The sequence below is a fragment of the Rhodococcus sp. YH3-3 genome (genome assembly GCF_001653035.1).
GTDB lineage: Bacteria > Actinomycetota > Actinomycetes > Mycobacteriales > Mycobacteriaceae > Rhodococcus_F > Rhodococcus_F qingshengii.
Map to the genome: position 1 here is coordinate 1,200,927 of NZ_BCWH01000002.1, position 26,813 is coordinate 1,227,739.

Sequence of the window (26,813 nt, forward strand, 5' to 3'; positions counted from 1 at the left end):
TTCAGTGCCTTCCGTGTAGTGCGCGGATGAGAACCTTGACCAGCCAGTCGATTCGGGCGGTCCTTCGAAACGTCGTCAGTGGTAGGGGCGAACGGAATCGTTGCCGAGTCGTCGAACGAGCGTAGGTGAACTCCTTCAGACCATCTGGGCCGTGAACGCGTCCGAAACCAGATGCTCCGACCCCACCCAGTGGCAGGTTGGGAACCGCGGCATACATCACGTAAGAGTTCACCGACGCTCCTCCGGATCGGAGCCGATCGGCAACAGCCGCTCCGTCCTTGCCGAACACGCTTGCTCCCAATGCGTATGGCGACGCATTGACCAACTCCACCGCCTCGTCCATCGAGGCGACCTTGGTGATCGTCATCGTCGGGCCGAAAGTTTCCTCCGTGACGGCGAGGCTGTCTTCGGGGACGTCGACCATGATGGTCGGTTGCACGTACTGGCCGGAGATCGAGCCGAGCCCTCCGAGAACGACACGTCCACCCCGCGACATCGCGTCGTCGATGTGGCGCCGGATGACGGAGACTTGCGAGGGCATGGTGATCGGACCGATCTTGTCTTCGGCACCCGGACCCGCATGAACTCGGGCAGCCAAAGTGATTGTCTTGTCGATAAACTCGCCGTAGACATGTTCGTGCACGTATACACGCTCGACGCCCAGACAGGTTTGACCGGAGTTGGACAATGCTCCCCACACCGCAGCATCCGCGGCGGCACCGACATTTCCGTCGGCATCAAGGATGAGCGCGTCCTTACCACCACATTCCATCAACACCGGTGTGAGGGTCTCGGCGCACGCTGCCATGACTTTCTTGCCCGTCGCGGTCGATCCGGTGAACCCGATCTTGTCGACACCGGCCAGGCACAGTGCCGCGCCGACCGAACCATCGCCCGTGACGACCTGCAGCACAGGATGTTCAGGGACGACCTCGGCGAAGGCGCGGCCCAACCATTGCCCGACTGCCGGTGCGAACTCACTCGGCTTGTAGACCACGGCGTTGCCTGCAGCCAGCGAGAACGAGAGCGAACCGAGTGGGGTGAAGACCGGATAGTTCCACGGACCGATCACACCGATCACCCCGAGAGGTCGATACTCCACCGAGGCGGCCTGATTGACCGTCAACAAACTGGAGCGGACGCTGCGCCTGCCCAATACCTTTCGGGCATTCTTCGACGCCCACGCGAGATGTTCTAGTGCCATGGCGATTTCGAGCATCGCGTCAGGGTGCGGCTTGCCCATGTCCCGGTGCACGACGTCGGCGAGTTCGGATGCGCGACGAGCGATGATTCCTCGCCACCGATCCAGTCGACGAGCGCGTTGCTCGAATGTCAGTTCTGCCCACCATTCGGAAGCAGTACGGGCGTCGCGCACTGCCTGTGTCACTGTGTCGTCGGACGCCTGTGTGGTCGTGTCGATCTCGGTCGCCGTCATCGTGGAGTTCCTTGAAGTGTGTGGTGGACGGCGCCGTCGGCCCAGCCGCGGGTGACGCGTTGGAGGATCGGTCGGGACAGAGTCAGAATGGGGGCGAACCACGGCTGCGCTTGCACAGCGAACGTCCAGGTGAGGCGGCTGCCAGTCGAAGTCGGTTCCAACACCAGATCTTCAGCGAAGCGTTTGAACCCCGGAAGTGACGCCGACTCCACGTAGAACGACATCCGGCGCCCCTCGTCCCAGCGGAAGAATCGCTCGTTCAGTGCAGCAAAAGCGCCGGCTCGCACGGTTCGCGTAGTCCCGACGCCGAATGGTCTGTCCGAGGTCCAGTCGGCTCCGGTGATCCCGTGCGCCCACGACGTGAGCGCTCCGTCCGAGGTCAACGTCTGCCACAAGCTTTCACATGTCGCTTCGGATTCGATCCGGTGAGTGATCACCAGCGGAGCGGAGCGGATGAAGGCTGCGTCGGCCGCAGAAAGAGAGAATTTTCCCTTCACAGGTCCACCACCAAAGACCCACCGGTGGAACGTGATCGACAGGTCAACATCGAACCAGTACGTTCGGATTCGGTGAGGAGGGTGTCTCGATGCTCGACGGTCCCGGAGAGCACCCGGACCTTGCATGTACCGCAGAAGCCCTGTTGGCATGAATACGCTACTCCGGGAAGTACGCGTCGTATTGCAGCCAATGCACTTTCGGACTCGCCCACATCGACGGTGAGACCGGTGCGCGCCAGATGCACCGTGAACTCCTTGCCGTCGACTACCGGGAGTGGGGAGAACCTCTCGCTGTGCACCGATCCGGTCGGGTTGGCGGCGAAAGTTGCCGCACGCACCGTGTTCATCAGCGGAACCGGTCCGCACGTGTACACCGCGGCACCTGGATCCGCAGCAGCGACGAGTGTTCCGATATCCGTCGGACCCAGCTCGTCGTCGGGTCGGATGGTTACCCGGCCGCTGGAATACTCCTCGATCTCGTTCAGGAATGGCATAGCGGCCCGAGTTCGTCCGAGATAGTCCAATCGCCACGGGACTCCGCGGCGGTGACAGCGTTGCACCATGGGAAGTATCGGAGTGATCCCGATTCCGCCCGCAACAAAGAGGTACGACGGAGCAGTGACAAAAGGAAATGCATTCCGCGGCCCTCGTACGTCGACAACCATTCCGGGTTTCAGCGACTCGTGTATCTCGCGGGAGCCACCCCCGCCCTCGTCGATCCGCCGGACGGCGATCCGATACGAGGTCAAGTCGTCGGGGTCTCCGCACAACGAATACTGTCGTTGCCTTCCCGAGGGGAGAATGACGTCTAGGTGAGCGCCGGGAATCCACGACGGCAGGGTGATTCCTTCCCTCGGGGTCAAGGTGACACTCAGGACGTCTGCGCACTCGAACCGGACGGACTTCACGTCCAGCGTCATGTCGAATCCGCTGTAGCGGACCGGGTTGGGACGCGAAAGTATCTGCGCTGCAGGACTTGACGCAAAGATTCGACGGTATGCGCTCGTCGCCTGTGCGGCAATCCTCAACGACCGGGTCGGTGTGAAGTCTTGTGCGTCGTGAGGACGGTCGGCAGTCGTCTTGTTCATCCTTCACTCTTTTCGGAAGAACGATTGGCGGCAGGTGAGCGAGCGAGGTAGCGCATGGCTACGTCCATGTCCCCGATCTGGGACGGATGGAAGCTCGGCCGCAGATACGGAGGAATCTCGGTGATCAGGAATTTCATGTTCGGGACCAGGCCGCGGCGAGTGGCGCTGATCAGTTGCAGAGGCCACAGGCGGCCCTTCGCCTTCGACGGGTCCTGCCGGAAGAGGTAGTTCATCGAGGCGATGAACAACACGAACAACGTGAAGCTGGCGAGCAGCGCCGTGCGAACGCGGCGGGCGTAGCTACCGTCCACGTACATGTAGGCGTCGAAGGCCACGTTGCGGTGCTCGACTTCCTCGGCGCCGTGCCACTTGACCATGTCGAGCATCGTCGGGTGCATGCCGGCATCTTCGAGGGCGGGATCGGTGAGCAGCCATTCCCCGACCACCGCCGTGTAGTGCTCCATCGCGGCAAACAAGCCGAGACGTTCACAGAGCCAGGCGTGCTTGGCTTTTCCGGTCAATCCTTTGTCGCCCAATATCTTGTCCACGAGCCAGTCCATCCGGCGTGACATCGGTTTCATGTCCATGCCGAGGTCCGCAAGATGCTCGCGTGCACCTTTGTGCGACGACGCGTGTGTTGCTTCCTGGCCGACGAATCCCACCACCTCTTCGTGCAGGCGGGGGTCCTCGATGAGCGGGAGCGCTTCGGCGAGCGTTGCGGACATGGCCCGCTCTCCCTCGGGCAACACGAGATGCATGAAGTTGATGACGTGGGTGACCATCGGTTCGTTCGGCACGTAATGCAGTGGTACGCCGTCCCAGTCGAATTCGACGTCACGGGCGGCGATCGCATGTGCTTCGTCGGTGTAGCGGCGCGCGCCGGACGGTGCGACGACGGGTGTGCCTCGGAAGGCGTTGATGCCGAGCATTATCGGCTCCTCACGGTTTCTCGGGCAGTGGTGAGTGATTCGGACGAGACGGGTTGTACTTGCGCGTAGTGAGCGAGGTCGGCTCGTTTGGTCCTGGTGCGGAAGGATCGGTTGAATCCGGGATAGAAGGTGTAATTGCGGCCGCCGTCGACGAGGTAGTAACTACTGCACCCGCCGGCGTTCCATACGCTGGTGGCGAGTCGGCGGTCGGTCGCGCGCACGAACTCTCTCTGCACGTCTGCCCGGACGTCGATACTGCCGATGCCGCGCTCGTCCATTTGAAGAATGCAGCTCACGATGTACTCGACCTGCGCTTCGATCGTGACGACCTGCGAGGTGTAGACCACGGAATTGGGGCCGAGGATCATGAAGAAGTTCGGAAACCCGCTGATGGTGGTGCCGAGGAAGGCCTCGGCACTGCCGTTCCACGTCTGCGCGAGGCTGCGGCCGTCCTTGCCCCGGATGATGTCGAACGACGGGTTGTCTCCCATACGAAAGCCGGTTCCCATGACTATGGTGTCGACTTCCCGGAAGGCGCCGTCCGCGGTGAGGACTCCGCGCTCCTGCACCTCGACGATTCCGTCCGTCACCACCTCCACATTGGGTGACGCCAGCGCGGGATAGTAGGTGTTCGAGAACGTCGGACGCTTGCATCCGAATGCGTAGTGGGGGAGCAGCTTTGCGCGAAGCTCCGGGTCCCGCACCTGCCGGCGAAGGTGTGCTCGGCCGAGTGCGGCCAGCCCTTTGAGCAGTGACGGCTTGTACACGAATCCGGGTACCAGGGCTTCTTGGAGCAGGTCGAGTCCCTTGCGTGCCAGTCGTTGGGTGAGCGGCACCCGCTCGAAGAGAGCGCTCGGCCAGCCGGTCATCGGCTGATCCGGGTGCGGCAGGATCCACGTCGGTGTCCGCTGGAACACGGTCAACGTGTCTGCGAGCGGTTGCAGTCTGGGGATGATCTGCACCGCAGAGGCACCGGTGCCGACCACGGCTATCCGCTCACCGCGAAGGTCGTGGTCGTGGTTCCAGTCCGCGGTGTGGAACATCTGACCACGAAACGATTCGAGCCCGGGAAGGTCGGGTGTGGCGGGGGCACTGAACGGGCCGGTGGCCGCGACCAGGAACTGTGTCTCCCACACGGTTTCCGCAGTGTGTACCCGCCAGATCTGGGCTTGCTCGTCCCACGAAGCTTCTGTCACGTCCTGGTTGCAGTGGAAATGACCGGCCAGTCCGAAGCGATGGACGCAATCCCGGAGATAGTCGTAGATCTCGGGCTGTAGCGGATACAGCCGCGTCCAGTTCGGATTGGGCGCAAACGAGAACGAGTACAGAATCGACGGGATGTCGCACTGTGCACCGGGGTAGGTATTGACCTGCCAGGTCCCCCCGGGCTCCGCGGCACGTTCCAGAACGACGAAGTCGTCGATCCCGGACTGCTTCAAGCGGACAGCCGTTCCGATGCCGCCGAAACCGGCTCCGATGACGACGACTCGTGTTCGGCGAGTTCGAGTTTCCTCGTCACCGGCCGATGGCCCCGAGGTTGGGTCGATGTCGACCATGTGTGACGCCTCCTGATTGGTGCGTGAACAACTGAACGAAGAGTAAGTCTGACATCAAGTGATGTCAACAGCGGTTGATGTCAGAATTCAACTGATTGACATCGGGCGATGTCAGTTCGCTTGCGGAGGTCGCCGCGATAACCTGAGGTCGAGAGCGCTGCCGGTCAGTGAGAACATGGGGACATGACGGATACCGAGGCTCGGCGCACCGGCCCGCGCAGGTGGCGTGGGCAGGAACCGGAAGATCGCCGCGCCGCGCGCCGGACACAGCTGATCGAAGCCGGGTTGCAGATCATGGGCACCGAGGGAGCGGCCGCCGCGACCATGCGTGCGACCTGCCGCGAGGCCGCGCTGACCGAACGGTACTTCTACGAGAGCTTCGCCAACCGTGACGAACTGCTGGTCGCCGTGCTCGACGAGGTCGTTCTCGGTGCGCGTGACACTATTCTGGACGCTCTCGAGGCGGCGCCTTCCGAACCGTCGGCCCTGATCCGCCACGTGGTGAAGGCCTTCACCAACTACGTATTCAAAGATCCTCGACGTGGACGCATCATGTTCGTCGAATCCCAGGCGGAACCTGCGCTGTGGGATCGAGGGCGAGAATTGATGGCGGAGTTCACGAATCCGATTTCCGCGTCGCTCGAGCTGATGTACGGCGGCGAGGCAACCGACTCCGCGAACTCCGAACTCAATTCGGTGGGGCTGTTCGGTGCCCTCGCGTTCATCTATCAGGCGCACACCCCGTCCTCCAAGATCTCTCGAAAGCGTTTGGTGGAGCACATTTCGCTCATGGTCGAGGCGCAGGCGACGGTCAACAGCACGCCCGCGAGAAAAGAATGACGTCCGCGTCGGCCACAGGCGGAAGGCGTCTCGGTCCCGAAGACCGGCGTGAGCAGATCATTGTCAGCGCGGCAAAGGTTTTCGAGGAGAAGTCTTTTGCCGACGTCTCGATGACCGAGTTGGCCAAGGCGGCTGGGGTCGGACGTCCGCTGCTCAATCATTACTTCGGCTCCAAGCGGGAGTTGTATCTCGACGTCGTGCGGCGGTTCGTCTTCATTCCCGAAGTGGCGGTGGACCGCATTCCGCGATCGGCGAGCCAGGAGAAGCGGATCGGCGCCGTGATCGATCGGTGGCTCGACGTCGCCTGGCGTCATCGCGACATGTGGATCTCGACAATCATGTCCGACGACCTCCGCCGTGATCCCGAGATGGATCGGATCCTGCAGGATGCTGACGACGTTGCTGCGCGACGCATGATGGATGCGCTCGAGATTCGACCGAGTGAAGGCAGCGCGGCTGCTGTTCATTCGATGATCGTGGCGTACGGAGGCTTGGCGAAGGCCGCCAGTAAGCAGTGGTTGGTGACGGGAGCGCTCGACCGCGAACAGGTGCACCTTCTGCTGGTACGCAGTTTGCTCGCCATCGTGCGTGACGTTCTGCCGGCGTGCGAGGCGGATTCCTGATTGCTCAGAGTGATCTCGCCACGAGGTCCTTCATGACTTCGTTCGATCCGGCGTAGATTCGCTGAATACGAGCGTCGGCGTACATCTGAGCGATGGGATATTCGAGTATGTAGCCGTACCCGCCGTGTAGTTGCACGCAGCGGTCGATCACGGCGCACTGCTGGTCGGTGAGCCAGTACTTGGCCATCGCGGCGGTAGTCGCATCGAGCTGCCCGGCAACGTATTTGACGATGCAGTCGTCGATGAACGTTCGTGAGATACGAGCGATGGACGCGCACTCGGCAAGTTCGAAGCGGGTGTTCTGCAGATCGAAGAGCGTTTGCCCGAACATGTTTCGGGATTTGGTGTACTCGACGGTGAGGGCGACTGCACGCTCCATTGCCGCAGTGGCTGCAACTCCGCAGATCAATCGTTCAGGCAGTAGCTGCTGCATCAGCTGGGCAAACCCTGTGCCTTCGCGGTCCCCGAGCAGGTTTGTTGCAGGCACCCGCAAGCGGTCGAAGAACAGCTCGGTGGTGTCCTGGCCCTTCTGTCCGACCTTCTCGAGTATTCGCCCGCGCTCGAAACCCGGTGTGTTGTCATCGACCTCGGCCACGATGAGCGACACTCCACGCGCTCCGAGGCTGGGATCGGTCTTGGCGGCAATAATCACCAGATCACAATTGCGACCGTTGGAGATGAAGGTCTTTGCGCCGCTGATCAGATAGTCGTCACCGTCGCGGACGGCTCGGGTGGTGATGTTCTGCAAGTCGGATCCGGTGCCGGGCTCGGTCATGGCGATTGCGCCCACCCACTCGCCACTCACCAGCTTCGGTAGCCAGCGCTGTTTGTGCTCGTGATCGGCGTAGGCATTGAGGTAGTGCGGCACGATTCCCGAGTGCACGCCGAGTTGGAGTGAATGATCACCCGCCATGACCTGCTCGTGGAACAGCACGGCGTCGTGCGCGAAAGTTCCTCCTCCGCCGCCGTACTCGGTGGGGATCGACATGCCGGCGAGCCCGAGCGCCCCGAGTTCCCGATATGCGGATTTGTCGGGAAAACCTTGGGACGCGAAGCGTTTCTGATGCGGTGTGACGTGTTTGGCGAAGAAGTTCCTTGCCAGGTCGGCCACGGCCTCCAATTCGTCGTCCATCCACGGGGACCGTCGTTCTGCGGTCCGGGTTGCGGTAGATCCTTGCGTCATCGTGATTCTCCCGATCGATGAAGTGCGACCCGCGAGCGGATCCGACTCCACCTATCATCCACACTGTTGACATAGTGTCAATAAAGGGGTGGTTGAATCGACCTCCGGACCCGCCTCGAATTCCACGTCGGCCGCCCGCAAGAATGGGACGACACAGACACGAACAGGCCGGCGCGAAGGATGGGCAGTGGACCCCGAAGAAACATCAGCGGGTCATGAGTCCGACCTCCCGGCTCCGCGGCCGGCGCGCAGCGTCCTGTTCGGATTGCCGCCGGTGGGAAACCGGTACCCCGGAGCGGTTCGCGTCGCCCTCGCCCTGGCGATTCCGGCGGCCATCGCCACACTGCTCGGATTCGGGTCTGCTTCGCTCCTGGTCGGCCTCGGTGCATTTGCATCGATCTACGGTGAGGGTCGTCCGTACCGGAGCAGGTGGAAGGCAGTCGGTATCGCTGCGACGGCGCTGACGATCCTGTCCTTCGTCGGGGCATCGGTGGGTGAGCCCGTCCACCGAGCCATCGCCGAGGGAGCGCCGACGGTGCTGCTCGTCTTTGTCGTGCTGATCATGGCCGTCGTGGTGTCGACCTGCGCCTTCACCGTCGACGCGCTTCGATTGGGTCCACCGGGCGCGTTCTTTCTGTTGCTCACCACCGAGATCAGTTCCGTGATCGCCACTCCCGGTCAGCCGCCGGTCGAGGTCGCGATGTGGACGGCAATCGGTGGGATCAGCGCGGTGGTCGTCTCGATGACGGGAATCCTGTGGGCACCGAGAGCTGTCGAACGCAGCGCTGTACAGGCAGCCGTCTCGGCCGTTGCGGAGTACACGGACGCTCAGGCGAGGTACGCCCCACCCGAACTCACGCGAGACAAACGCCACGCTGCAGCACTTCGGCTGCACGACGCGTGGCAGTGCCTCTACCGCGGCGCAATCGTCGGGAAAGACCACCCGTTGACCCGTGAACTCGAACGAGCGCAGATCTCGATGGCCAGGGCGATCTCCGACGACCACGATCCGGAACTCATGGCCGACCCCGCGTTCGACGTCGACGACGTCGGTGCTCACCCGCCTCTGCCCGACCCGACGATCCGATATCGGTTCCTCCGCGCCTGCAATCGGTCCAGCCGAGCGTCGGTGACGGCACTTCGGCTGTCCATTGCCTGTATGGCGGCGGGAACCCTCACCGTCCTGCTCGGCATCGATCGCCCGGACTGGGCGGTGATCGCCGCGGCGATGGTCCTTCATCAAGGACCGGATCGAATACTGGGCACCTATCGCGGAATCCACCGCATCGGTGGGACCGTCCTCGGGTTGATTCTGTTGGGTGCCATCTACTCCTGGAGTCCGACCGGTCTGTGGTTGGTGGCGGTACTTGCAGTCCTGATGGCGGGGGTCGAGCTGTTCCTGGTGCGGAATTACGGGATAGCCGTCATCTTCATCACCGCCCTCGCGATTCTCCTCGGCGCGGCCGGTGGTGCGCACGGGACCGTCCGACATCTGATCCTCAGCCGCATGCTCGAGACGGCAATCGGCGTCGTCGTGGCGTTGGTGGTCCTGTGGACGGTGGGGCGCGGTGCGCATCGACGCACTCTGATCTGGGTCGACGAACGGGCCAGTAGCGTCCTGTTCAAGCTGCTGACCGAAATTCGCGCGAGGCACTATGCACCACAGGCGAATTGGTCGGAGCTTTCGGAGCTTCGACGGGACCTGGACTTCGAACTGCGAGGTAGCGCGATGGCCGGGATCGACGCCGCCCACAACGAACCCGAGTGGGCGTCGCAGCAGTGGAGGACGCACACCGAATTGCACCATCTGGGATCGGATGTACTGCACCGACTGTGGTTCGGCACGCAGGTGTCCAGATCACACCTCGAGGAATGGGAGTCTCGCTACTTGCGTTCGGGTTCGGTGTGATCGAGCATCGGCACAGCGCTGAACTTGGCTGGATTCGCAATGTCGTAGGCCGCGCACACGACTCCGTCGCGGACAGTGAAGCCGGCAACGCGAGCGGCGAACTGCGGGTACTGGTCGTCCCCCGGTGAGCCGGCGAATACACCGCCGAGCTGTCCGTTGACGAGAACCGGTGACATCGAGAACACCGCTGCCGGTCCGTACTTGCGGGCCAATCCCAGATAGAACCGCGCGACACGATCGCTGCCGCGCACAATGTTGACAGCCGTGCGGGTAGTTCCGCCTGCGTCACCGATCAGGACGGCATCGGGATCGAGTGCACCTATCACGGCGTTCAGATCTCCACTCGCGATAGCCGTCACCAATCGCTCGACGGCAGCAGCATGCTCCTCGCTACTGACCGGGACCGGCGCCGACGCTGCGGCTTTACGGGCCCGCGAGGCCAACTGACGGGCAGTGGCTACTTCGATTTCGAGGATGCGCGCAACCTCGGCGAAGGGCACGTCGAAGCCGTCATGCAGGACGAAGGCAACGCGTTGAGCGGGAGTAAGGGTGTCCAGGACGACGAGGGCAGCAAAACGATTCTGTTCCTGCGTCACGACGTACTCCAGCGGATCGGGTGTCGCTGAGGGTGTGCCCGAGGTGGCGTCGACGGGCGTGACGATCGGCTCCGGAAGCCACTGTCCGACATAGCTTTCTCTTCTGACCGCGGCCGATTTGAGATGATCGAGGCAGATTCGGCCGACAACTGTGGTGAGCCATCCGCGCAGTTCGCGGATCTGCAATTCGTCGCCTCGCGTGTTTTCGGCAACTTGAAGCCGTATCCACGCTTCCTGCACCGCATCCTGAGCGTCGCTGAAACTTCCGGTGAGACGGTAGGCCACCGACGTCAGGTGGCCACGGTGTTGCTCGAAGTCCTGCGCAGTCGTCGGCGAAAGCATGCCCTCATGATACGGACCTCACACATTAAATCCGGCATGAATGTAACCGTTGACCCAGGTAGTGGGTGCCGACGTATGGTTTCGGCACTGCTCACGGCTCGATCCTGTCTGCACATTCATTGGAGTCTCACGTGTTTCGGTCTTTCCCGCTCATGTCGCTCAACTGTTGTCGTTGAACTGACATTCCCCACACCTGCCTGTGCCGAGCGCCGCACACGGCGCTCCGGACAGGTGTAGCCGAGAACTGAACCAATCATCTTCTACAGGAAGCAACTTCATGATTCGCCCTCGTTTCGCGCGCTCGGTAGCCGCGGTCGTCGCTCTTGTCACTCTGTCCAGTTTTGCCGTTGCCTGCTCGGGCTCCTCCGACGAAGTGGTCAAGACCGCCGACGGCAAGACCGTCCTGCGGTACGAGGGCAGCACCGGACAGGTCATCTACCCCGAACTGGCCGCTGACCTCGGCTACTTCAACGACGTGGAGCTCAACTGGATCGGCGATACGACCAGCGGCCCTCAGAGCATTCAGAACGCAGCGACCGGTCAAACCGAGTTCGGCGGAGCGTTCAACGGGGCGGTGGTGAAGTTGGCTTCCGCGGGTTCACCGATCACCTCGGTCATCGGGTACTACGGCTCCGACAAGGAGAGCTTCAACGGGTACTACGTTCTCGACGACAGTCCGATCAAATCGGCGAAGGACCTGATCGGCAAGAAGGTCGGGATGAACACCCTCGGTGCGCACCACGAGTTCGTCGTGCGTGAATGGCTTGCGCGGGAGGGGCTTACACCGGACGAGATCAAGCAGGTGGAACTGATCGTGGTTCCGCCGGTCAACACGGAACAAGCGTTGCGGCAGGGACAGATCGACGTCGCCACCCTCGGCTCGGTCTTCCGTGACTCCGCGCTCGAACGTGGTGGCCTTCGCGAGCTGTTCACGGACGAATCGTTGTTCGGCTCGTTCACCTACGGCACGTTGGTGTTCCGTGACGACTACATCGCGCAGAACAAGGAGGCGGTCGCCGATTTCGTGCAGGGAACAGCGAGGGCCATCCGCTGGACGCAGACACACCCACGAGAAGAAGTGGTCGCGAAGCTGACGTCGATCATCAACAGCCGCGGACGCAACGAGGACACCAAGCTCATCAGCTACTGGAAGAGCCCAGGAGTCGCCGGCCCCGGCGGAACGATCACCGATACCGAGATCAGCACGTGGATCGACTGGCTCACCCGTAACGGCGAACTCGAAGAAGGAAAGTTGAAGCCGTCGGACATCTACACCAACGAATTCAACCCGTACGCCAACGGAACGTATTCACCCGACAGCGGCGCTGACGGACAGGCACTGGAGGCAGCAAAATGAGCACAGAACCGAAACTACGGCTCGAGCACGTCACCAAACAGTTCGACATTCGTGGGACCGACGAAGTTTTCACCGCGGTCGAGGACATCAACATCGACGTGGCGCCGGGGGAGTTCCTGGTCCTCGTCGGGCCGAGTGGTTGCGGCAAGTCGACTCTGCTGGACCTCCTCGGAGGACTCAGTTCGCCCACTTCCGGTCGAATCCTTCTGGACGGCAAGCAGATCACGGGCCCAGGCTTGGATCGGGGAATCGTCTTCCAGCAATACGCGCTACTTCCATGGCGAACTGCACGTCACAACATCGAGTTCGGACTCGAAGCGAAGGGCGTGAAGAAGAGCGAGCGACGCGAGCTCGCCGAGCATTACCTCGAACTGGTCGGTCTGCAAGGTTTCGCGGATCGCTATCCGCACGAGTTGTCCGGTGGAATGAAGCAGCGAGTCGCGATCGCCCGCAGCCTGGCATTCGACCCCGAAGTGTTGCTGATGGACGAACCATTTGCTGCGCTGGACGCACAGACGCGAGAGTCGCTGCAGGACGAGCTTCTGCGCATCTGGAAGGCCACCGGCAAGACCATCTTGTTCATCACCCACGGAATCGACGAGGCCATCTACCTCGGGCAACGTGTTGCAGTACTGACTTCGCGGCCGGGGCGCGTCAAGACGATCGTCGACATCGACATCGACCGGTCCGGCGACGACGTGCGATCAGGTGAGGAGTTCCGAGTGTTCCGGCACCGGATCTGGACGCTGCTGCACGGTGAAGTCGAGCGCGCTCGGGCCGGCGAACTCGATCCTGCCAAGGAGGTTGCACATGTCTAGCGCATTGGCGACGCCGGAGGTGGTCGCCACCCCGAAACCGTTGGCCGACAAAACACCTGACATTGCACAGCGGAGCCAGGCCGGCGGCAAGGCGGCGCGCTACATTCGTTCCACCGCCTGGCGGATTGCCAAGCCGTCGATTGCGATCGCGATCTTCCTCGGGATCTGGGAAGCGGCACCTCGGCTCGGGCTGGTGGACAAGGTCTTCCTCCCGCCCTTCACCGAAGTTGTGTCCGCATTCTTCACTCTCGCCGAGAACGGACAATTGCAAGAGCATGTTTCGGCCAGTCTGACGCGTGCGCTGACCGGATTCTTCGTGGCCATCGCGATCGCGATTCCGTTGGGAATCGCGATCGCCTGGTACCGCCCGGTCTCCGACTTCCTCAACCCGATTCTCGAATTGTTCCGCAACACAGCAGCCTTGGCTCTGCTTCCCGTCTTCGTGCTGATTCTCGGAATCGGTGAGGAATCGAAGATCGCCCTGGTGATCTACGCCTGCACCTTCCCGATTCTGCTCAACACGATCTCCGGTGTGCGAACAGTGGACCCCCTGCTGATCAAGTCCGCTGCCTCGCTGGGGTTCTCCTCGATTCGGCTGTTCCAGAAGGTGGTTCTGCCCGCCGCTGTTCCCACGATCTTCACGGGTATCCGCATGGCAGCCGCGTCGTCGATTCTCGTGCTGATCGCCGCCGAAATGGTCGGGGCCAAAGCCGGTCTCGGGTATCTGATCACCGCTTCACAACTCAACTTCCAGATCCCGAACATGTACGCGGGCATCGTCGCGATCTCGTTGTTGGGTCTGACAATCAACGCGATTCTGGTCCTGATCGAACGTCGGCTCTCGCGCTGGCGCGTCACCACCTGACCACACATTCACGGAAAGATTCTGCGAACTCATGTCCGAACGACAATTTCATCTGAACGCCTTCCTGATGGGCGTCGGCCATCATGAGGCGGCGTGGCGCCACCCACGCACAAACGCGGCCAACCTCCTGGACGTCAAGCACTTCCAGGAATTGGGGAGAATCGCCGAGCGTGGAAAGCTGGACTCGGTGTTCTTCGCCGACGGTCTAGCAGTCGGCCCGCGGGTCAAGTACAACACCCAGGCGATCTTCGAACCCGTCACCTTGCTGTCGGCGATCGCTGCGGCCACCGACAAGGTGGGACTGATTGCAACCGCGTCGACCAGTTACAGCGATCCGTACACTCTCGCAAGGAAGTTCGCTTCCCTCGATCACATCAGTGGTGGACGAGGCGGGTGGAACATCGTGACGTCGGCCGGCGCCGACGAGGCCGCGAACTTCGGCCTCGATGCGGTACCGACGCACAGCGGTCGTTACGAGCGCGCCGAGGAGTTTCTCGACGTGACGCTCGGACTCTGGGACAGCTGGGAAGAGGGGGCAGTTGTCCTGGACGAAGAGACCGGAATCTTCGCCGATCCTGATCGTGTCCATCGCATCGACCATGACGGTCAACGATTCACGGTGGCTGGCCCGCTCAATTCGCCGAGGTCTCCACAGGGACGTCCGTTGCTCGTGCAAGCCGGTTCCTCCGAGAGCGGTAAGGACTTCGCGGCGAAGTATGCCGAGGCCGTGTTCACCGCTCAACGAACACTCGAGCAGGGGCAGGATTTCTACACCGACCTCAAAGCGCGGCTGATCAAGTACGGGCGTAGTCCCGACGAGATCAAGGTGCTGCCAGGCATCGTTCCCTTCATCGCGGATACGGAAGAAGAAGCCAAGGCACTGGAGCAGTCGTTCACGGATCTCATCTCACCTGAGTACTCGCTGCGCCAACTCTCGAACATGGTGGGCGTCGACCTCACCGAGCATTCGCTGGATGCCCCGTTGCCCCCGTTGCCGGACATCGATCGCATCCAAGGAAACAAGAGTCGATACCAGCTCGTCAAAGACCTTGCGGAGAGCGAAAACCTCACCGTCCGTGAACTGATCGGCAAACTCGGCGGTGGCCGTGGGCATCGGACATTTGCCGGGACACCCGAGCAGGTCGCGGACGAGTTGACCGAATGGTTCGACAAGGGCGCCGCGGACGGCTTCAACATCATGCCGCCCTATCTGCCCGGAGGGCTCGAGGTGTTCGTCGACCGGGTCGTGCCGATTCTGCAGGCGCGTGGGCTCTTCCGGACCGAATACACGGAATCCACCCTGCGGGGTCACTACGGCCTCGATCGTCCGGCGAATCGGTTCTCGCGGGCCGCTGACGCGGCAGAAGTGAGCGCGTGACGGAAACACTGCCCAAGGAACAGCCGGCGATTGCCGGTCTCAAGCCACTGGTCACAACGGTTTTCGTACCGGCGGCCATCTTCGGGATCGGTCAGGGTGCGGCTGCCCCCATCATTGCCGTCACCGCGCGCGACCTGGGTGCCTCGGTTGCCGTCGCCGGCCTGATCGTTGCACTCGGTGGTTTGGGCGCCGTACTCGGTGACCTCCCCGCCGGCAGGATCGTGTCGCGTTTCGGTGAGCGCAGGTCGATCATCGGCGGAAGTTCCTTGGGTGCAACAGGAGTGGTGATCTGTCTCCTTGCACAGACTCCGTGGATGCTCGGTATCGGCGCACTGTTGACCGGATTGGCGAATGCGGTGTGGGGCCTTGCGCGGCAGAGCTACCTCGCCGAGACCGTGCCACTCGGTCTACGGGCCCGAGCAATGTCGTCGTTCGCTGCGATGTGGCGGTTGGGTTTCTTCCTGGGACCGCTTATCGGGGCCGGCGTGATTCTCCTGGTGGGAGCGCGCGGAGGATTCCTTGTCCAGTTGGTGGGCGTCGTGCTCGCCGGGGCGCTGATGGCCCGCGTTCCCGACCCGCCACGAAAGGTGCAGGCAGGCAACAGCGATCACGGACACGTCACGCTCCCGGAGATCCTTCGCCGTCATCGTGCCGCTCTGTCGACGCTCGGGACAGGCTCCCTTCTGATGGGCGCCGCCCGCGCTTCGCGTGAGGCCGTTCTTCCATTGTGGGCATTGCACCTCGGATTGGATGCAGCCCAGGTGAGTGTGATCTTCGGTATCGGTGCGGCCGTGGACCTGCTGTGCTCGTACCCGGCCGGACACATCATGGACCGATACGGCCGCAGGCTGGTCGCGGTGCCTTCGCTGACGGTGATCGGTGTGTCGTACCTACTGTTGCCGTTCTCGACGGGTGCAGTGGGATTGACCGTGGTCGCTGTCGTGATGGGGATCGGCAACGGACTGGGCAACGGCGTGATCATGACCCTCGGTGCCGATATCGCCCCGCCCGAAGAACGCGCCGAGTTCCTCGCTGCATGGCGATTGACTCACGACACCGGCATGTTCGGTGGGCCGCTCGCGATCGGTCTACTCGCCGCGGTGCTCCCACTCGGGTGGGCATTCGCCGCCCTGGGCGCGACGTCGTTCGCCGGCGCGGCGATGATGTTCCGCTTCATTCCGGTCTACTCTCCGCGGGTGTCACCCCGGTCGCGCGTCGGGAAACTGTAGGTAGGCTCGCTACATGCGATTCGGACTGTTCGTACCTCAAGGCTGGCGTCTGGACCTGGTCGGCATCGACCCCGCGAAGCAGTGGGAGGTGATGCGAGACTTCACGCTGCGCGCGGAGGCAGGGCCGTGGGAGTCGGTGTGGGTCTACGACCACTTCCACACCGTTCCCCAGCCGACGGAAGAAGCGACTCACGAGGCGTGGACGTTGATGGCCGCACTCGGTGCATCGACGTCGCGTATCCGACTCGGCCAGATGTGTACCGCCATGAGCTACCGAAACCCGGCGTACCTCGCCAAGGTCGCCGCGACCACCGATCTCATCACGGGTGGACGCGTCGAGATGGGCATCGGCGGCGGTTGGTACGAGCAGGAGTGGCGTGCGTACGGCTACGGTTTCCCCTCTGCCGGTGAGCGTCTGGGCCGCCTCGACGAAGGAATCCAGATCATGCAGCAGGCGTGGTCGACCGGCAGCTCGACGCTCGACGGCAAGTACTACCAGGTCGACGGAGCGCTGTGCCGTCCACTTCCGTTGCAAGAGGGCGGAATTCCCATCTGGGTTGCCGGTGGCGGCGAGAAGGTCACACTCAAGATCGCGGCCAAGTACGCGCAGTACACGAACTTCGACGGCACCCCGGCCGGCTTCGCGCACAAGTCCGAAATCCTGAAGAAGCACTGCGACACCGTCGGTAGCGATTTCGACGCCATCGTCCGTTCGGCCAACTACAACGTGGCCATCGGCGCGACGGAATCCGAGGTGGCTCAGCGGTTGGAGACACTGAAGGCCCGACTGACGCCGTTGGTCGGCGAAGCTGCCGCCGATGCGTCGCTCGATGCGTTCCGCGGAATGCCTGCCGTGGGTACGCCCGAGCAGATCATCGAGAACCTGTCGGCGCTCGCGGCGCAGGGACTCGAGTACGGAATCTTCTACTTCCCCGAGGCCGCGTACGACACGTCGGGAATCGAGATGTTCGAGAAGGAAGTGCTGCCCGCGCTCGCGTAACCGTTGGGGCTAGCGCAGCGAGTCAGGAAGATCGGCCGGGTTGATCAGAACCCGGCGATCGGGGTGGGTGCGAACTTCTTCGGAATCGGGAATCCGGCTCTGCAGGAAGTTCCACTCGCTCGCACTGACAGCAGCGATCGCGCGTGCCAGCACTGCCGAGTCCTTGGTCCCCCACTCGATCGGCATGGGACTGACCATCTGCCACGTGTCAGCCTTGCTGCGGGTGGAACGATCCGAACGCAGTGCGACCGACGGAATGCGGTCGCCGACTCGCCACTTCGGATTGAGTCGAACGTTGCGGCTGACGAGCGCGTACTGCGGTGCTCCGGCCGCCGGCTTCGCGATGTCGATCAATGCCGTCAAGGTCGCCGCTCGAGGATGAACCTCGGTGACGATCGCGGGAACCAGTGGGTTGTCCGCATACAGAGATTCGACGCTTCCCACCTTGCGAGGTGCCCACACGGCGACCCACAGGGAACTGGCCGCACCGATGGCGAGGACTGCGCCGATGATGATGGACCACACCTCGCCCATGCTGATCAACCAGGCCCCGACCGCGGCGAGGACGATCGCGAAGATCACCGCAGAAATCTGCAGGCGGCGTACATCGGCCAGTGTGTCGTTGACCGACTTGGCGTGAGCCTTGTCGACGGTGAACTGGAAGTCAGCCACGAAAAATTCCTTCGGGTGGTGCCGGACGATCTAGGACCGGCCCCCGATCGCCCGGGGACCGTCCACCAGCGTAGCTAGTTTCGCGCGCGCTCCCACATCTGCAGGTAAGCCTCGGCGCCGCGGCTCATGTCCTCGATGATGGTGTCGCCGTCGGCTCCCGCGGCGATGCGCATGTCCGCGATCCAGTCGGGAATCATCCCGTACTGCGCCACGCCGTCGGTGTTCACGTCGAAAACCCGGGTGCCGGCGCGCTGCTGGTCCATGACCGTGCCGTCGAAGGCGGTGTACGGATATTGCAGCGGATTTTCTGCGGCGTCGCCGCGCGGTGCGGCCTGCGGCCCGAAGCCGTTGGTGTCGGCGCCGTAGCCGAAACCGAAGTAGTAGTTCTCGCTTCGCATCGCCCGTGCGTCCCGCCACTGGTCGATGAACCCACGCTCTTCGGGCTTTTCGTCCGATGCGTCGAGTTGTCCGGCGTACAGGGCGACAAATCCGCCGAGTGCGTAGATCCGCTTGTACAGGCTCGGGTCGCTCCAGCTGTGACTGGAAACGACGCCGGAGTAGTTCGCAGCTTCGAGAATATCGAGAGCCGCTTCGGCGGTCTTGACGCTCATGTGATCGATGTCCACGATCATCCCTCGGTCCATCAAACCTCGGATCGTGTACGCGCCGAGGTCGGTCAGGCCGTGCGAATTGCATTGCGGACCAGAGGGGTACACCGGAAGCGTCACTCCGGGTGGGAGTACCGCGAGAAGATTCTGTGCGCCGTCGACCTTGGTGGGCAGCACATTGTCCTCGGCAACGCCGGTGCATGGTTCCGACTGCCAGAACTCCCCGGCGCCCAGGTAGTTGCCGATATTGACGGCCACTCCGGTGACGCCGCCGTCGAAACGGGCACCGCCGAGGGCGTTGTCGAACTTGTGCGTGACGATCATCTGCCGGACACCGAGGTCGTACAACTCGTCCAGGCCGCGGTCGATGTCGTCCTCGGTGCACTGCGGAATACCGTTGCGCACAGAGCAACCGAAGGGTTCGGACACCTCCACCCCGAGGGTGACGGCCAGCTTTCCGTCGGCGGCCACCTGCCTGGCCTGTTCCGGCGAGCTCACGATGCGGAACCAACCCCGGCCGGGACCGCCGTACTGGGCGTCGATGTAGTCCTGGAGTTCGCGTGTCTGCTGCGCCTGGATCCGGACGGTCTCCATCTCGTCACAGGGATTTCGCTTGCTCGGATACAGCTCGCACAGGACACGATTGGCGACAAAGAGATTGGTGAAGATTCGCAGCCCGCCACGCCAGGCCCGCTCGACCCACTTGTAGTACGTCTGCTCGTGCGTCAGTGAATCGTGCGCCGGCCAGTCGGCGAAACTCGGCCAGCCGGTGGTGTCGTGAGTTTCGAAGGGATTGCCGTACGACAGAACGTTTTCGAGGAGCGCCGGTATCCCGTCAGGTTGATGGTCCGGGCAGTCGACGAGCGCTGCGGTGACGCCCTGAGGATCGAAAGGTCGGCCGCAGTGCAGGTTTCCGCCCATGAACTCGGAAGCATTCATGTGCACGTGTGTGTCGATGAATCCGGTGACTTCACCGTTCGGTCCGATTTCTCCCGGAACGCCGTTTGCGCCCACCTCCGCTTCGGGGAAATCGGCGCAGCCATCGCGCGGGATCAGCGTGAACGCAGATTCGGGAACGTCACCGGGATCGGACATCGTGAGCATCAAATCTCGCGAGATCAGTTGACGGCCGTTCGAGGTCGCGGTCAGAACGAACGATTCACCGGTGGACATCACGGTCCAGTCGGTGGAGGGAGTTGCTTCGGAAGTGGCGAGTACCGAGTCCGCGCCGTCGTGCGAGAGCATCGACCCGTCCGGGCCGTACAGCATGAAACGACCCAACTGGGCCGCATGTAGCCGGAACGGTTCGGCGTCTGCGGCTTTCGTTACGTCGGTGAGGTACGCCGACCCGTCACGACGGACGAAATCACCAGACTCGGTGCGCAGCGCGAAGCAACCGTTCGCAAGTGCGTACACCGAGTTCTGCGCAGTAGGAGCAGGACTCGGTGCCGCGGCGCTGACGCCGGTCGCGGCGACGACGACGGCGGCAGTCAGCAGCGAGATGGTTCCGGCGAGCCGACCCCGTAGACGTGGAACTGAGCGCATGGTGCTGGTGACCCCCGGCCGATGGACACGACTGTGACAGGGGACACTCTACAGATAACTGGACGTATGTCCATTTGATTCTGCAACGTGTTGCAGAAATGCTCAGCCGATGGCAGGTCCGAGCAGGTCATCGGCGTCGGTGATCCGATAGGCGTAGCCCTGTTCGGCGAGGAATCGCTGACGATGTGCCGCGTACTCCGCATCGAGAGTGTCGCGGGAAACCACCGAATAGAAGTGAGCCTGACCGCCGTCGTGCTTGGGTCGCAGTAGGCGTCCGAGTCGCTGCGCTTCTTCCTGTCTCGACCCGAAGGTTCCCGAAACCTGCACGGCGACAGATGCCTCCGGAAGGTCGATCGAGAAGTTCGCGACCTTGCTCACCACCAGCGTCTGGATCTCACCGTTACGGAACTGATCGAACAGGATCTCGCGTTCCTTGTTCTTGGTGGATCCCTTGATCACCGGGGCGTTCAGGGCTTCGCCGAGTTCGTCGAGCTGATCGAGATACGCACCGATCACCAAAGTCGGAGAATCGGGGTGCTTGGCCAGGATCGACTTCACGACCGCAATTTTCGTGTGAGCCGTCGAGCACAGTTTGTAGCGCTCCTCCGGTTCGGCGACGGCATAGGACATGCGCTCGGCGTCCGTCATCGTCACTCGCACCTCGACGCAGTCGGCCGGCGCGATCCAGCCCTGCGCTTCGATGTCCTTCCACGGAGCGTCGTAGCGCTTGGGGCCGATGAGCGAGAAGACGTCGCCTTCGCGGCCGTCCTCGCGAACCAGCGTTGCGGTCAGGCCGAGACGGCGGCGCGACTGCAGATCTGCCGTCATCCGGAAGACGGGCGCGGGCAACAGGTGGACCTCGTCGTAGATCACCAGTCCCCAGTCGCGGGAGTCGAAAAGTTCGAGGTGCTTGTACTCGCCCTTCGTGCGACGTGTGATCACCTGGTAGGTCGCGATCGTGACCGGCCGAATCTCCTTGCGCTCGCCGGAGTATTCGCCGATTTCTTCCTCGGTCAACGATGTACGCGCGATCAACTCACGCTTCCACTGACGACCGGCAACGGTATTGGTGACGAGGATGAGGGTGGTGGCCTTGGCCTTTGCCATCGCCGCGGCGCCCACCATCGTCTTGCCGGCGCCACACGGCAGCACGACGACGCCCGAGCCGCCGGCCCAGAACGAATCCGCTGCCATCTGCTGGTAGTCGCGCAGTTCCCAGTGGCCCTCTTCGAAAGCGAGATCGATCGGGTGCGCTTCGCCGTCCACATAGCCGGCGAGGTCCTCGGCCGGCCAGCCCACCTTGAGCAGCATCTGCTTGAGGCGGCCGCGTTCGCTCGGGTGGACGATCACGGTGTCGTCGTCGACCTTCTCACCGAGCATCGGCGAGATCTTCTTGTGTCGCATCACCTCGGTGAGGACTGCGCGGTCGAGGCTGACCAGGATGAGGCCGTGCACCGGGCTCTTGACCAGCTGTAAGCGTCCGTACCTGGCCATCGTGTCGACGATGTCGACCAGCAGCGGTTGTGGAACCGCGAATCGTGAGTACGACACGAGCGCGTCGACAACCTGCTCGGCGTCGTGTCCGGCGGCGCGGGCATTCCACAAGGCCAGGGGAGTGATGCGATACGTGTGGACGTGTTCGGGGGCCCGTTCGAGTTCCGCGAAGGGGGCGATTGCCTGCCTGGCATCGCCGGCGCGCTCGTGGTCGACCTCCAACAGCAGCGTCTTGTCGGATTGGACGATCAACGGTCCGTCGGTCACGGAATCCTCCTAGTGAAGCAAACGCGGCAGCCACAGAGCGTTGCGCCGCGTTGTCGGCTGACGCCAACCCTGCCATTGTCCTGGTATCGGGGCGCAGACGCCAACAGGCGACGCTCGCACAGCCCGAAGTAGAGGTGCCCGAGTGCGAGCACCCCTACGTCAACAGGGCAGGATCGACCGCTATTCCGGGAGGCCCGCGGGTAGTACGAGGATCTTCACGTGTTCGTCGGGTGCGCGCAGAGCTGCGAAAGCGTCCGAGACTCCATCCAGACCGACCCTGCCGGTGATGATCGCTTCGGCGTCGATCTCGCCGTCGGCGAGCCTCTGCAGGGTGATGTCGTAGGCATTCTCGTAAGGACCGTGACCGAAGTTGATCGAGATCCTCCGGAACTGCCCGACGACGGGAATGATCGTCTCGTCGCCGAACGGCGCAGCCAGAACCTGAATCCGCGAGTTGAACGGCAGAGTGTGCATCAGTTCTCCGATGACTCCCGCCCGACCGCTGCATTCGTAGGCGATCAGAACTCCGTTCGCGGCCTGGCCGACAAGCTGGTTGCCTTCGGCGATCATTCGATTCCACAGTTCGATCGGATCCTGCTCGGCCGGATCGACAACGATGTCCGCGCCCATCTTCGCGGCGAGCTCGCGTCGTTTGGGGGAGGGCTCCGACGCGATGACGATCTGCGCTCCGCGCGCTTTCGCGGCGACGATGGCGCCCAGTCCGATCGTTCCGCAACCGATGACGAGCGCCGAATCGGCCGAGGTGAGGCCGGACTGTTGGAGATGCATCTCGCCGACGTGGAGAGGTTCGGCAAGTGTGGCGTGCTCGAGTGACAGGTGGTCGGGAACTTTGCGGACCCAGAACGCGTCGACGACTATGTGATCGCCGAACGCGCCGTGGTACTCGTTCGAGTAGCCGATGATCGTCGGGATCCCGGTAGCGGTGTCGGTGGCCAAGCCGATGCCGGCCACCCGATCGCCGATCGCGAAATCGTCTACTGCAGAACCGGTCTCGGAGACAATACCCGCGTATTCGTGCCCCAGCACCACTGGCGCGTCCGGATCGAAGGTGGCGAGCGGGTAGCCCCCGTCGTGCGCGACCTCGACGAATCGGCACGGGTCCTTCGACATGCTCAGGTCGCTGCCGCAGATCCCGCAGGCGACGACGTCGATGCGGATCTGATGGGGTGCCAACGGCGGCGGGTCGGCGATCTCGGTGACCGCGAATTCTCCCTGCTGGAAACGGACGGCCCTCATGCGCGCACGGCTCCCGTCTCGGCCGGCTGGCCGTAGTAGTCGGTATGGGCTTTGGTGATCGCTCCGACCAGCCCGCCGATCAGGTATTCGCGATTGTCCTCGGCGAACTGCATGCTCGCCTGACGCCCGACATTTCGCTTCCGGAAGTGCGGGACCACCTCGGAGGCGAACAATTCGTAGCTGCGTTTGGTGTCCTCCCAGCTCGCCATGTCGACGTGAAGGATCAAGAACGTGCCGAACCCTCCCGTCTTCTCGATCAGACGCTCGATCTGTGCGATCGCATCTTCGGGGGTACCGATGATCGCCTGACCGAACTCGCCGAGCGTGTCGTTGCGCCACTGATCGATGATTCCGGCAGGTGTATCTGCCCAGGCCGGGCTCTGGCCGGTCTGTCGATTCACGTAAGAAGCCATCGATCCGATCCGTCGGCTCACGGCGCGCTCGGCCTCGGCTCGGGTCTCGGCGAGGAACATCGGATTGACCACACGCCACGTCGCTCGGTCGGCGCGGTGGCCGTGTTCGGCCGAGACCTTCTCGTACACATCCCAGTTGCGATCCAGTGCGTCGAAGCCGCTGGGTGAACTCGCCGCCAATGAGAGCAGGGAGAGGCCGTTCTTGCCTGCGAGCACCGAACCGTTGGGAGAAATCGTGGACGCTGTCACTGTCTCGATGCCGTCCGCGCGATAGGTGGGCAGCTGTGCGCGTGCGTCACGCAACGTGAACCAGTCGGTTTCCATGTTGACGACCTCGCCGCGAAGCAACGCGAGAATGGCCTCGAGCGCTTCGCCCTGGCGACGACGCTGGTCCGACGGGTTGATGCCCATCATGTGTGCATCGAGGGGGATCTTGCCCGGGCCGGTGCCGAAGATGAGCCGTCCGCGGGTCTGCAGATCGAGCTGAGTGATGCGGTCGGCCGTGATCAACGGGTGGTGATAGGGCAGAGACGTCACGCCTGTGCCGAACTGGATGCGCTCGGTTCGCTCTGCGGCGGCCGCGATGAACATGTCCGGGGCAGGCACGATCTCGGCGCCGGTCGAATGATGCTCACCCATCCACGCTTCTTCGAATCCGAGGTGGTCCAGGTGTGTCATGAGGTCGATATCGCGTCTGAGTTGCAGGGCGGGATCGGCGTCGAGCGGGTGGTACGGGGCGAGGAAGGCTCCGAAGCGGATGGACGATGCGGACCACACGATGACAACTCCTGTCGACAGGGGAGTGATTTGGATCACTCGCTCTGATCGAGATGTCTAACATGGATCAACTGATCCAATAAGTTGAGCCTCCCGCACAGTGGGAGATTTGTAATCACCTGTAGTTCAACGTTATCTGGTGCAATGACGTCGGATATCGTTGTTGCAAGTCGATCGACTGAACCAAGTACTTTCCGAAGGAGTATTGAAGAGGTATGCAACTGGACGTCACAATCACCCCCGACTCCTCGACCGTCGAACTGAACAGTGTCGACGACTTCACCAGTCTCTCGGTCGTCGTTGGCGGCGACGATCGATCCGAGACTCTGAGTCGGGTACTGGAACCGTGGGGGGAACTCGAGGGGGATCACGTCTGGCTCGACATCGGCCACTTGGAGCAAGCCGTCGCTGCCCGGATCGGAAACACCGAGTGGAGACAGAAGTTCTCCGCGATGGTGGACTACGCACGCGCCCACGGCTGGGTGGATCGCGACAACAGGGTGCGAGCACACCGTGAATCACTCTGACTCCGCGTTCGCCACGGTTGAGACGTTTGTCGAGCCCGTGCGAAGCTCGTTCGTATGACCGACTCCCGGCAGAACCGTCAAGGCGACGCGACGCGTCTGCGTTTGCTCAAAACTGCTGAAAGGCTTTTCGCGACAGAGGGATTGGATGCAGTTTCGCTGCGCTCGGTCAACGCCGCGGCCGGTCTCGGGCCGTCATCGGTCCACTACCATTTCGGAACCAAGGACGATCTGGTCGCAGCGGTGCTGTTGGACATGGGAACGTCGGTGCGAGATCAGATCAGCGCGAACGTCGACGCCCTCTCCGCCGACAAGACGCCGCCGACGGTCGAGGCGCTGGTACGGGCCGTCACTGCGCCCTACAAGGCATTGCTCCTTCGCCATCGCACGCGGGGAATGCGATGGATCAGAATCGTCACGCAGATCTCGCAGCCGCAGATGTCACGACCGGGCCATCCAGCCCTCGAGGCGACCGAGCTGCACCTGCGTGAACATCTTCTCGACCAGGTCCGTCGTACTTTTCCTGCTACCGATCCCGAACGGCTCGAGACTCGCTGGGCGATTGCCTTGATGGGCTTCCTCCAGGCGTTGAGCCGGGCGGACGATTGGAGCGGAAGTGGCAAGCCGCTCGCGCCGGAGCGGCTTGCCGACTTCTACGAGGACCAGGTCGTCTTTCTGGTGGGTGGTGTGCGGCAGTTATTGGGGTGAGCGCCTAATCGATGCGTCTCCTATTTCTGCGCGACCACTGACTTCCGCATTTCCATTACATGAGTAATAGCTTCGGAAATTCCGGACCGGTAACCGATATTCTTTTCGGAATCACCCGGAGTGGAATCAAGCTCCGATTCGAGTCTCGTTTGAATGCGGTCCAGGGTATGGATTGTTCTTTTCACGATGGTTGATTCTCTTTCTGCGGTAAATCCGATAGAAGTATTCCGGATTGCCGAGCGTGTTCGTCGAGGACGCAGAGTGAAGCGAGGGTCATGCCCGCTGCGTACCCGCGCGAGCGTGCGTCAGTTCCTCGATTACGTGACTTGAACAGGTTGAACGTTTCGTGCAGGTGCACGAGGGTGTCGGTGGAGGCAGGCATTGGTCAGCTTCGCAATCAGCTCGTCTTCTCTGGACTTTGCTGTCAGCTCCGCTTCCGCTTACGGATGAACTCGGAAGACTCCGCAGTTTTCGCCCGCTTCTCCGCGCGGCGTTCCTTGATCGACTGGGCGGGTTTCTTCATGTTCTTACCCGGCGCCTTGTCAGCCATTGTCGCTCCTCATTTTTCGAAGTGGCAATCACAAACTGACCTCGACCATACTTCATTTACAGAAAAAAGCCAGTTGCTTCTTTTTTGCTACTTTTTTCCGGAGTCGACGGGGCTGACGGAAGTAATTCGGTGCAACGTGAAACGGCGAACCGCGCCGCTCGCGGGGTCGAAGGCGTCCAGCTGTCCGCCGCCCACGCTGACGGGGTCGACGATGCGATGCGTCGCGACCCCCTGGGCGTCGACGTAGCCGATGTTGACGCTCGAATTGTCTCGGGCCGCCGTGGCCAGCAAGGCGATGGTGGCGGCGTTGTTCTCCCGTGAACCGTCCGTTCGCACTCCGCCGCGGCCCGGGG

General features: G+C 62.5%; 24 protein-coding genes and 1 pseudogene. 11 read left to right on the forward strand and 14 right to left on the reverse strand.

Annotated features, from left to right (window positions below; all coding sequences use genetic code 11):
* Window position 1: 1 nt before the first annotated feature.
* Genes YH3_RS18470 through YH3_RS18490 form a run of 5 tightly spaced genes read right to left on the reverse strand, consistent with a single transcriptional unit; the run spans window position 2 to window position 5,505 of the window.
* Window positions 2–1,435 (reverse strand): aldehyde dehydrogenase family protein, encoded by a 1,434-nt coding sequence (locus tag YH3_RS18470; protein WP_007733541.1) that lies wholly within the window; start codon window positions 1,433–1,435, stop codon window positions 2–4.
* A complete protein-coding gene (locus YH3_RS18475; protein ID WP_007733538.1) occupies window positions 1,432–1,932 on the reverse strand; it encodes an SRPBCC family protein in 501 nt (166 codons plus the stop codon). Before YH3_RS18475 ends, YH3_RS18470 begins: the two co-directional genes overlap by 4 nt.
* Complete coding sequence (locus YH3_RS18480; RefSeq protein WP_007733536.1) at window positions 1,929–3,020, reverse strand: PDR/VanB family oxidoreductase; 1,092 nt, start codon at window positions 3,018–3,020, stop codon at window positions 1,929–1,931. Before YH3_RS18480 ends, YH3_RS18475 begins: the two co-directional genes overlap by 4 nt.
* On the reverse strand, window positions 3,017–3,949 hold the full coding sequence (locus tag YH3_RS18485; protein ID WP_003940129.1) for a metal-dependent hydrolase: 933 nt from the start codon (window positions 3,947–3,949) through the stop codon (window positions 3,017–3,019). The genes YH3_RS18480 and YH3_RS18485 overlap by 4 nt, the downstream gene beginning before the upstream one ends.
* Window positions 3,949–5,505, reverse strand: coding sequence for an NAD(P)/FAD-dependent oxidoreductase (locus YH3_RS18490; protein ID WP_042921712.1), 1,557 nt, complete (start codon window positions 5,503–5,505; stop codon window positions 3,949–3,951). Before YH3_RS18490 ends, YH3_RS18485 begins: the two co-directional genes overlap by 1 nt.
* Window positions 5,506–5,688: 183 nt before the next feature.
* On the opposite strand from YH3_RS18490, the gene YH3_RS18495 reads away from it, so the two are divergent.
* Window positions 5,689–6,345, forward strand: a complete 657-nt coding sequence (locus tag YH3_RS18495) for a TetR/AcrR family transcriptional regulator (protein WP_007733534.1) — start codon at window positions 5,689–5,691, stop codon at window positions 6,343–6,345.
* Window positions 6,342–6,968, forward strand: a complete 627-nt coding sequence (locus YH3_RS18500) for a TetR/AcrR family transcriptional regulator (protein ID WP_007733533.1) — start codon at window positions 6,342–6,344, stop codon at window positions 6,966–6,968. The genes YH3_RS18495 and YH3_RS18500 overlap by 4 nt, the downstream gene beginning before the upstream one ends.
* A 4-nt stretch (window positions 6,969–6,972) precedes the next feature.
* Here the strand turns inward: YH3_RS18500 and YH3_RS18505 are convergent, their stop codons facing one another.
* Window positions 6,973–8,151, reverse strand: coding sequence for an acyl-CoA dehydrogenase family protein (locus YH3_RS18505; protein ID WP_039973350.1), 1,179 nt, complete (start codon window positions 8,149–8,151; stop codon window positions 6,973–6,975).
* 187 nt (window positions 8,152–8,338) lie between these two features.
* Between YH3_RS18505 and YH3_RS18510 the strand changes: the two genes are divergently transcribed.
* The gene (locus tag YH3_RS18510; protein WP_007733531.1) at window positions 8,339–10,060 is read left to right on the forward strand and encodes an FUSC family protein; all 1,722 of its coding nucleotides are present in this window, start codon (window positions 8,339–8,341) and stop codon (window positions 10,058–10,060) included.
* Here the strand turns inward: YH3_RS18510 and YH3_RS18515 are convergent.
* Window positions 10,036–10,998: a sigma-70 family RNA polymerase sigma factor gene (locus tag YH3_RS18515; RefSeq protein ID WP_007733529.1), complete on the reverse strand. Its 963-nt coding sequence runs from the start codon at window positions 10,996–10,998 to the stop codon at window positions 10,036–10,038. The genes YH3_RS18510 and YH3_RS18515 overlap by 25 nt on opposite strands.
* A gap of 277 nt (window positions 10,999–11,275) precedes the next feature.
* Here YH3_RS18515 and YH3_RS18520 point away from each other — a divergent pair, with 277 nt between their 5' ends.
* From YH3_RS18520 to YH3_RS18545, 6 genes are read left to right on the forward strand one after another with little or no spacing between them, the layout of a single operon-like run.
* On the forward strand, window positions 11,276–12,355 hold the full coding sequence (locus YH3_RS18520) for an ABC transporter substrate-binding protein (RefSeq protein ID WP_007733528.1): 1,080 nt from the start codon (window positions 11,276–11,278) through the stop codon (window positions 12,353–12,355).
* Window positions 12,352–13,173: an ABC transporter ATP-binding protein gene (locus YH3_RS18525; protein ID WP_003940477.1), complete on the forward strand. Its 822-nt coding sequence runs from the start codon at window positions 12,352–12,354 to the stop codon at window positions 13,171–13,173. Before YH3_RS18520 ends, YH3_RS18525 begins: the two co-directional genes overlap by 4 nt.
* Entirely contained in the window at window positions 13,166–14,038 is an 873-nt protein-coding gene (locus tag YH3_RS18530; protein WP_007733521.1) for an ABC transporter permease, read from the forward strand. The genes YH3_RS18525 and YH3_RS18530 overlap by 8 nt, the downstream gene beginning before the upstream one ends.
* A 31-nt stretch (window positions 14,039–14,069) precedes the next feature.
* Complete coding sequence (locus YH3_RS18535) at window positions 14,070–15,416, forward strand: LLM class flavin-dependent oxidoreductase (RefSeq protein ID WP_007733520.1); 1,347 nt, start codon at window positions 14,070–14,072, stop codon at window positions 15,414–15,416.
* On the forward strand, window positions 15,413–16,645 hold the full coding sequence (locus YH3_RS18540; RefSeq protein WP_007733518.1) for an MFS transporter: 1,233 nt from the start codon (window positions 15,413–15,415) through the stop codon (window positions 16,643–16,645). The genes YH3_RS18535 and YH3_RS18540 overlap by 4 nt, the downstream gene beginning before the upstream one ends.
* A gap of 13 nt (window positions 16,646–16,658) precedes the next feature.
* Window positions 16,659–17,645 carry an LLM class F420-dependent oxidoreductase gene (locus tag YH3_RS18545; protein WP_063315901.1) on the forward strand — a complete coding sequence of 329 codons (987 nt, stop codon included), beginning with the start codon at window positions 16,659–16,661 and terminating at the stop codon, window positions 17,643–17,645.
* Window positions 17,646–17,654: 9 nt separating this feature from the next.
* Here the strand turns inward: YH3_RS18545 and YH3_RS18550 are convergent, their stop codons facing one another.
* The 5 genes from YH3_RS18550 to YH3_RS18570 all read right to left on the reverse strand — a co-directional run bounded on the left by YH3_RS18550 (window position 17,655) and on the right by YH3_RS18570 (window position 24,678).
* Window positions 17,655–18,317, reverse strand: coding sequence for a DUF3239 domain-containing protein (locus YH3_RS18550; RefSeq protein ID WP_007733514.1), 663 nt, complete (start codon window positions 18,315–18,317; stop codon window positions 17,655–17,657).
* Window positions 18,318–18,391: 74 nt separating this feature from the next.
* Complete coding sequence (locus YH3_RS18555) at window positions 18,392–20,470, reverse strand: hypothetical protein (RefSeq protein WP_064443842.1); 2,079 nt, start codon at window positions 20,468–20,470, stop codon at window positions 18,392–18,394.
* A 102-nt stretch (window positions 20,471–20,572) separates the two neighbouring features.
* The gene (locus tag YH3_RS18560) at window positions 20,573–22,231 is read right to left on the reverse strand and encodes a DNA repair helicase XPB (protein WP_003940219.1); all 1,659 of its coding nucleotides are present in this window, start codon (window positions 22,229–22,231) and stop codon (window positions 20,573–20,575) included.
* A 180-nt stretch (window positions 22,232–22,411) separates the two neighbouring features.
* Window positions 22,412–23,488, reverse strand: coding sequence for an alcohol dehydrogenase catalytic domain-containing protein (locus tag YH3_RS18565; protein WP_030535354.1), 1,077 nt, complete (start codon window positions 23,486–23,488; stop codon window positions 22,412–22,414).
* Window positions 23,485–24,678, reverse strand: coding sequence for an LLM class flavin-dependent oxidoreductase (locus YH3_RS18570; RefSeq protein WP_064444225.1), 1,194 nt, complete (start codon window positions 24,676–24,678; stop codon window positions 23,485–23,487). The genes YH3_RS18565 and YH3_RS18570 overlap by 4 nt, the downstream gene beginning before the upstream one ends.
* 215 nt (window positions 24,679–24,893) lie before the next feature.
* Here YH3_RS18570 and YH3_RS18575 point away from each other — a divergent pair, with 215 nt between their 5' ends.
* Window positions 24,894–25,205 (forward strand): hypothetical protein, encoded by a 312-nt coding sequence (locus YH3_RS18575; protein WP_003939736.1) that lies wholly within the window; start codon window positions 24,894–24,896, stop codon window positions 25,203–25,205.
* 54 nt (window positions 25,206–25,259) lie between these two features.
* Window positions 25,260–25,910 carry a TetR/AcrR family transcriptional regulator gene (locus YH3_RS18580; RefSeq protein WP_003940633.1) on the forward strand — a complete coding sequence of 217 codons (651 nt, stop codon included), beginning with the start codon at window positions 25,260–25,262 and terminating at the stop codon, window positions 25,908–25,910.
* Between the two features lie 424 nt (window positions 25,911–26,334).
* Here the strand turns inward: YH3_RS18580 and YH3_RS37160 are convergent, their stop codons facing one another.
* Together YH3_RS37160 and YH3_RS36735 are read right to left on the reverse strand one after the other, a co-directional pair.
* Window positions 26,335–26,460: a hypothetical protein gene (locus YH3_RS37160; RefSeq protein WP_007733507.1), complete on the reverse strand. Its 126-nt coding sequence runs from the start codon at window positions 26,458–26,460 to the stop codon at window positions 26,335–26,337.
* An 87-nt stretch (window positions 26,461–26,547) separates the two neighbouring features.
* Window positions 26,548–26,813: pseudogene (locus YH3_RS36735) on the reverse strand (WYL domain-containing protein); the annotation flags it as partial.

Coding starts and splice junctions, on each gene's coding strand:
- YH3_RS18470 (WP_007733541.1), bottom strand. CDS start 1,435: ATGACGGCGACCGAGATCGACACGACCACACAGGCGTCCGACGACACA.
- YH3_RS18480 (WP_007733536.1), bottom strand. CDS start 3,020: ATGAACAAGACGACTGCCGACCGTCCTCACGACGCACAAGACTTCACA.
- YH3_RS18485 (WP_003940129.1), bottom strand. CDS start 3,949: ATGCTCGGCATCAACGCCTTCCGAGGCACACCCGTCGTCGCACCGTCC.
- YH3_RS18490 (WP_042921712.1), bottom strand. CDS start 5,505: ATGGTCGACATCGACCCAACCTCGGGGCCATCGGCCGGTGACGAGGAA.
- YH3_RS18495 (WP_007733534.1), top strand. CDS start 5,689: ATGACGGATACCGAGGCTCGGCGCACCGGCCCGCGCAGGTGGCGTGGG.
- YH3_RS18500 (WP_007733533.1), top strand. CDS start 6,342: ATGACGTCCGCGTCGGCCACAGGCGGAAGGCGTCTCGGTCCCGAAGAC.
- YH3_RS18505 (WP_039973350.1), bottom strand. CDS start 8,151: ATGACGCAAGGATCTACCGCAACCCGGACCGCAGAACGACGGTCCCCG.
- YH3_RS18515 (WP_007733529.1), bottom strand. CDS start 10,998: ATGCTTTCGCCGACGACTGCGCAGGACTTCGAGCAACACCGTGGCCAC.
- YH3_RS18520 (WP_007733528.1), top strand. CDS start 11,276: ATGATTCGCCCTCGTTTCGCGCGCTCGGTAGCCGCGGTCGTCGCTCTT.
- YH3_RS18525 (WP_003940477.1), top strand. CDS start 12,352: ATGAGCACAGAACCGAAACTACGGCTCGAGCACGTCACCAAACAGTTC.
- YH3_RS18530 (WP_007733521.1), top strand. CDS start 13,166: ATGTCTAGCGCATTGGCGACGCCGGAGGTGGTCGCCACCCCGAAACCG.
- YH3_RS18535 (WP_007733520.1), top strand. CDS start 14,070: ATGTCCGAACGACAATTTCATCTGAACGCCTTCCTGATGGGCGTCGGC.
- YH3_RS18545 (WP_063315901.1), top strand. CDS start 16,659: ATGCGATTCGGACTGTTCGTACCTCAAGGCTGGCGTCTGGACCTGGTC.
- YH3_RS18555 (WP_064443842.1), bottom strand. CDS start 20,470: ATGCGCTCAGTTCCACGTCTACGGGGTCGGCTCGCCGGAACCATCTCG.
- YH3_RS18565 (WP_030535354.1), bottom strand. CDS start 23,488: ATGAGGGCCGTCCGTTTCCAGCAGGGAGAATTCGCGGTCACCGAGATC.
- YH3_RS18575 (WP_003939736.1), top strand. CDS start 24,894: ATGCAACTGGACGTCACAATCACCCCCGACTCCTCGACCGTCGAACTG.
- YH3_RS18580 (WP_003940633.1), top strand. CDS start 25,260: ATGACCGACTCCCGGCAGAACCGTCAAGGCGACGCGACGCGTCTGCGT.
- YH3_RS37160 (WP_007733507.1), bottom strand. CDS start 26,460: ATGGCTGACAAGGCGCCGGGTAAGAACATGAAGAAACCCGCCCAGTCG.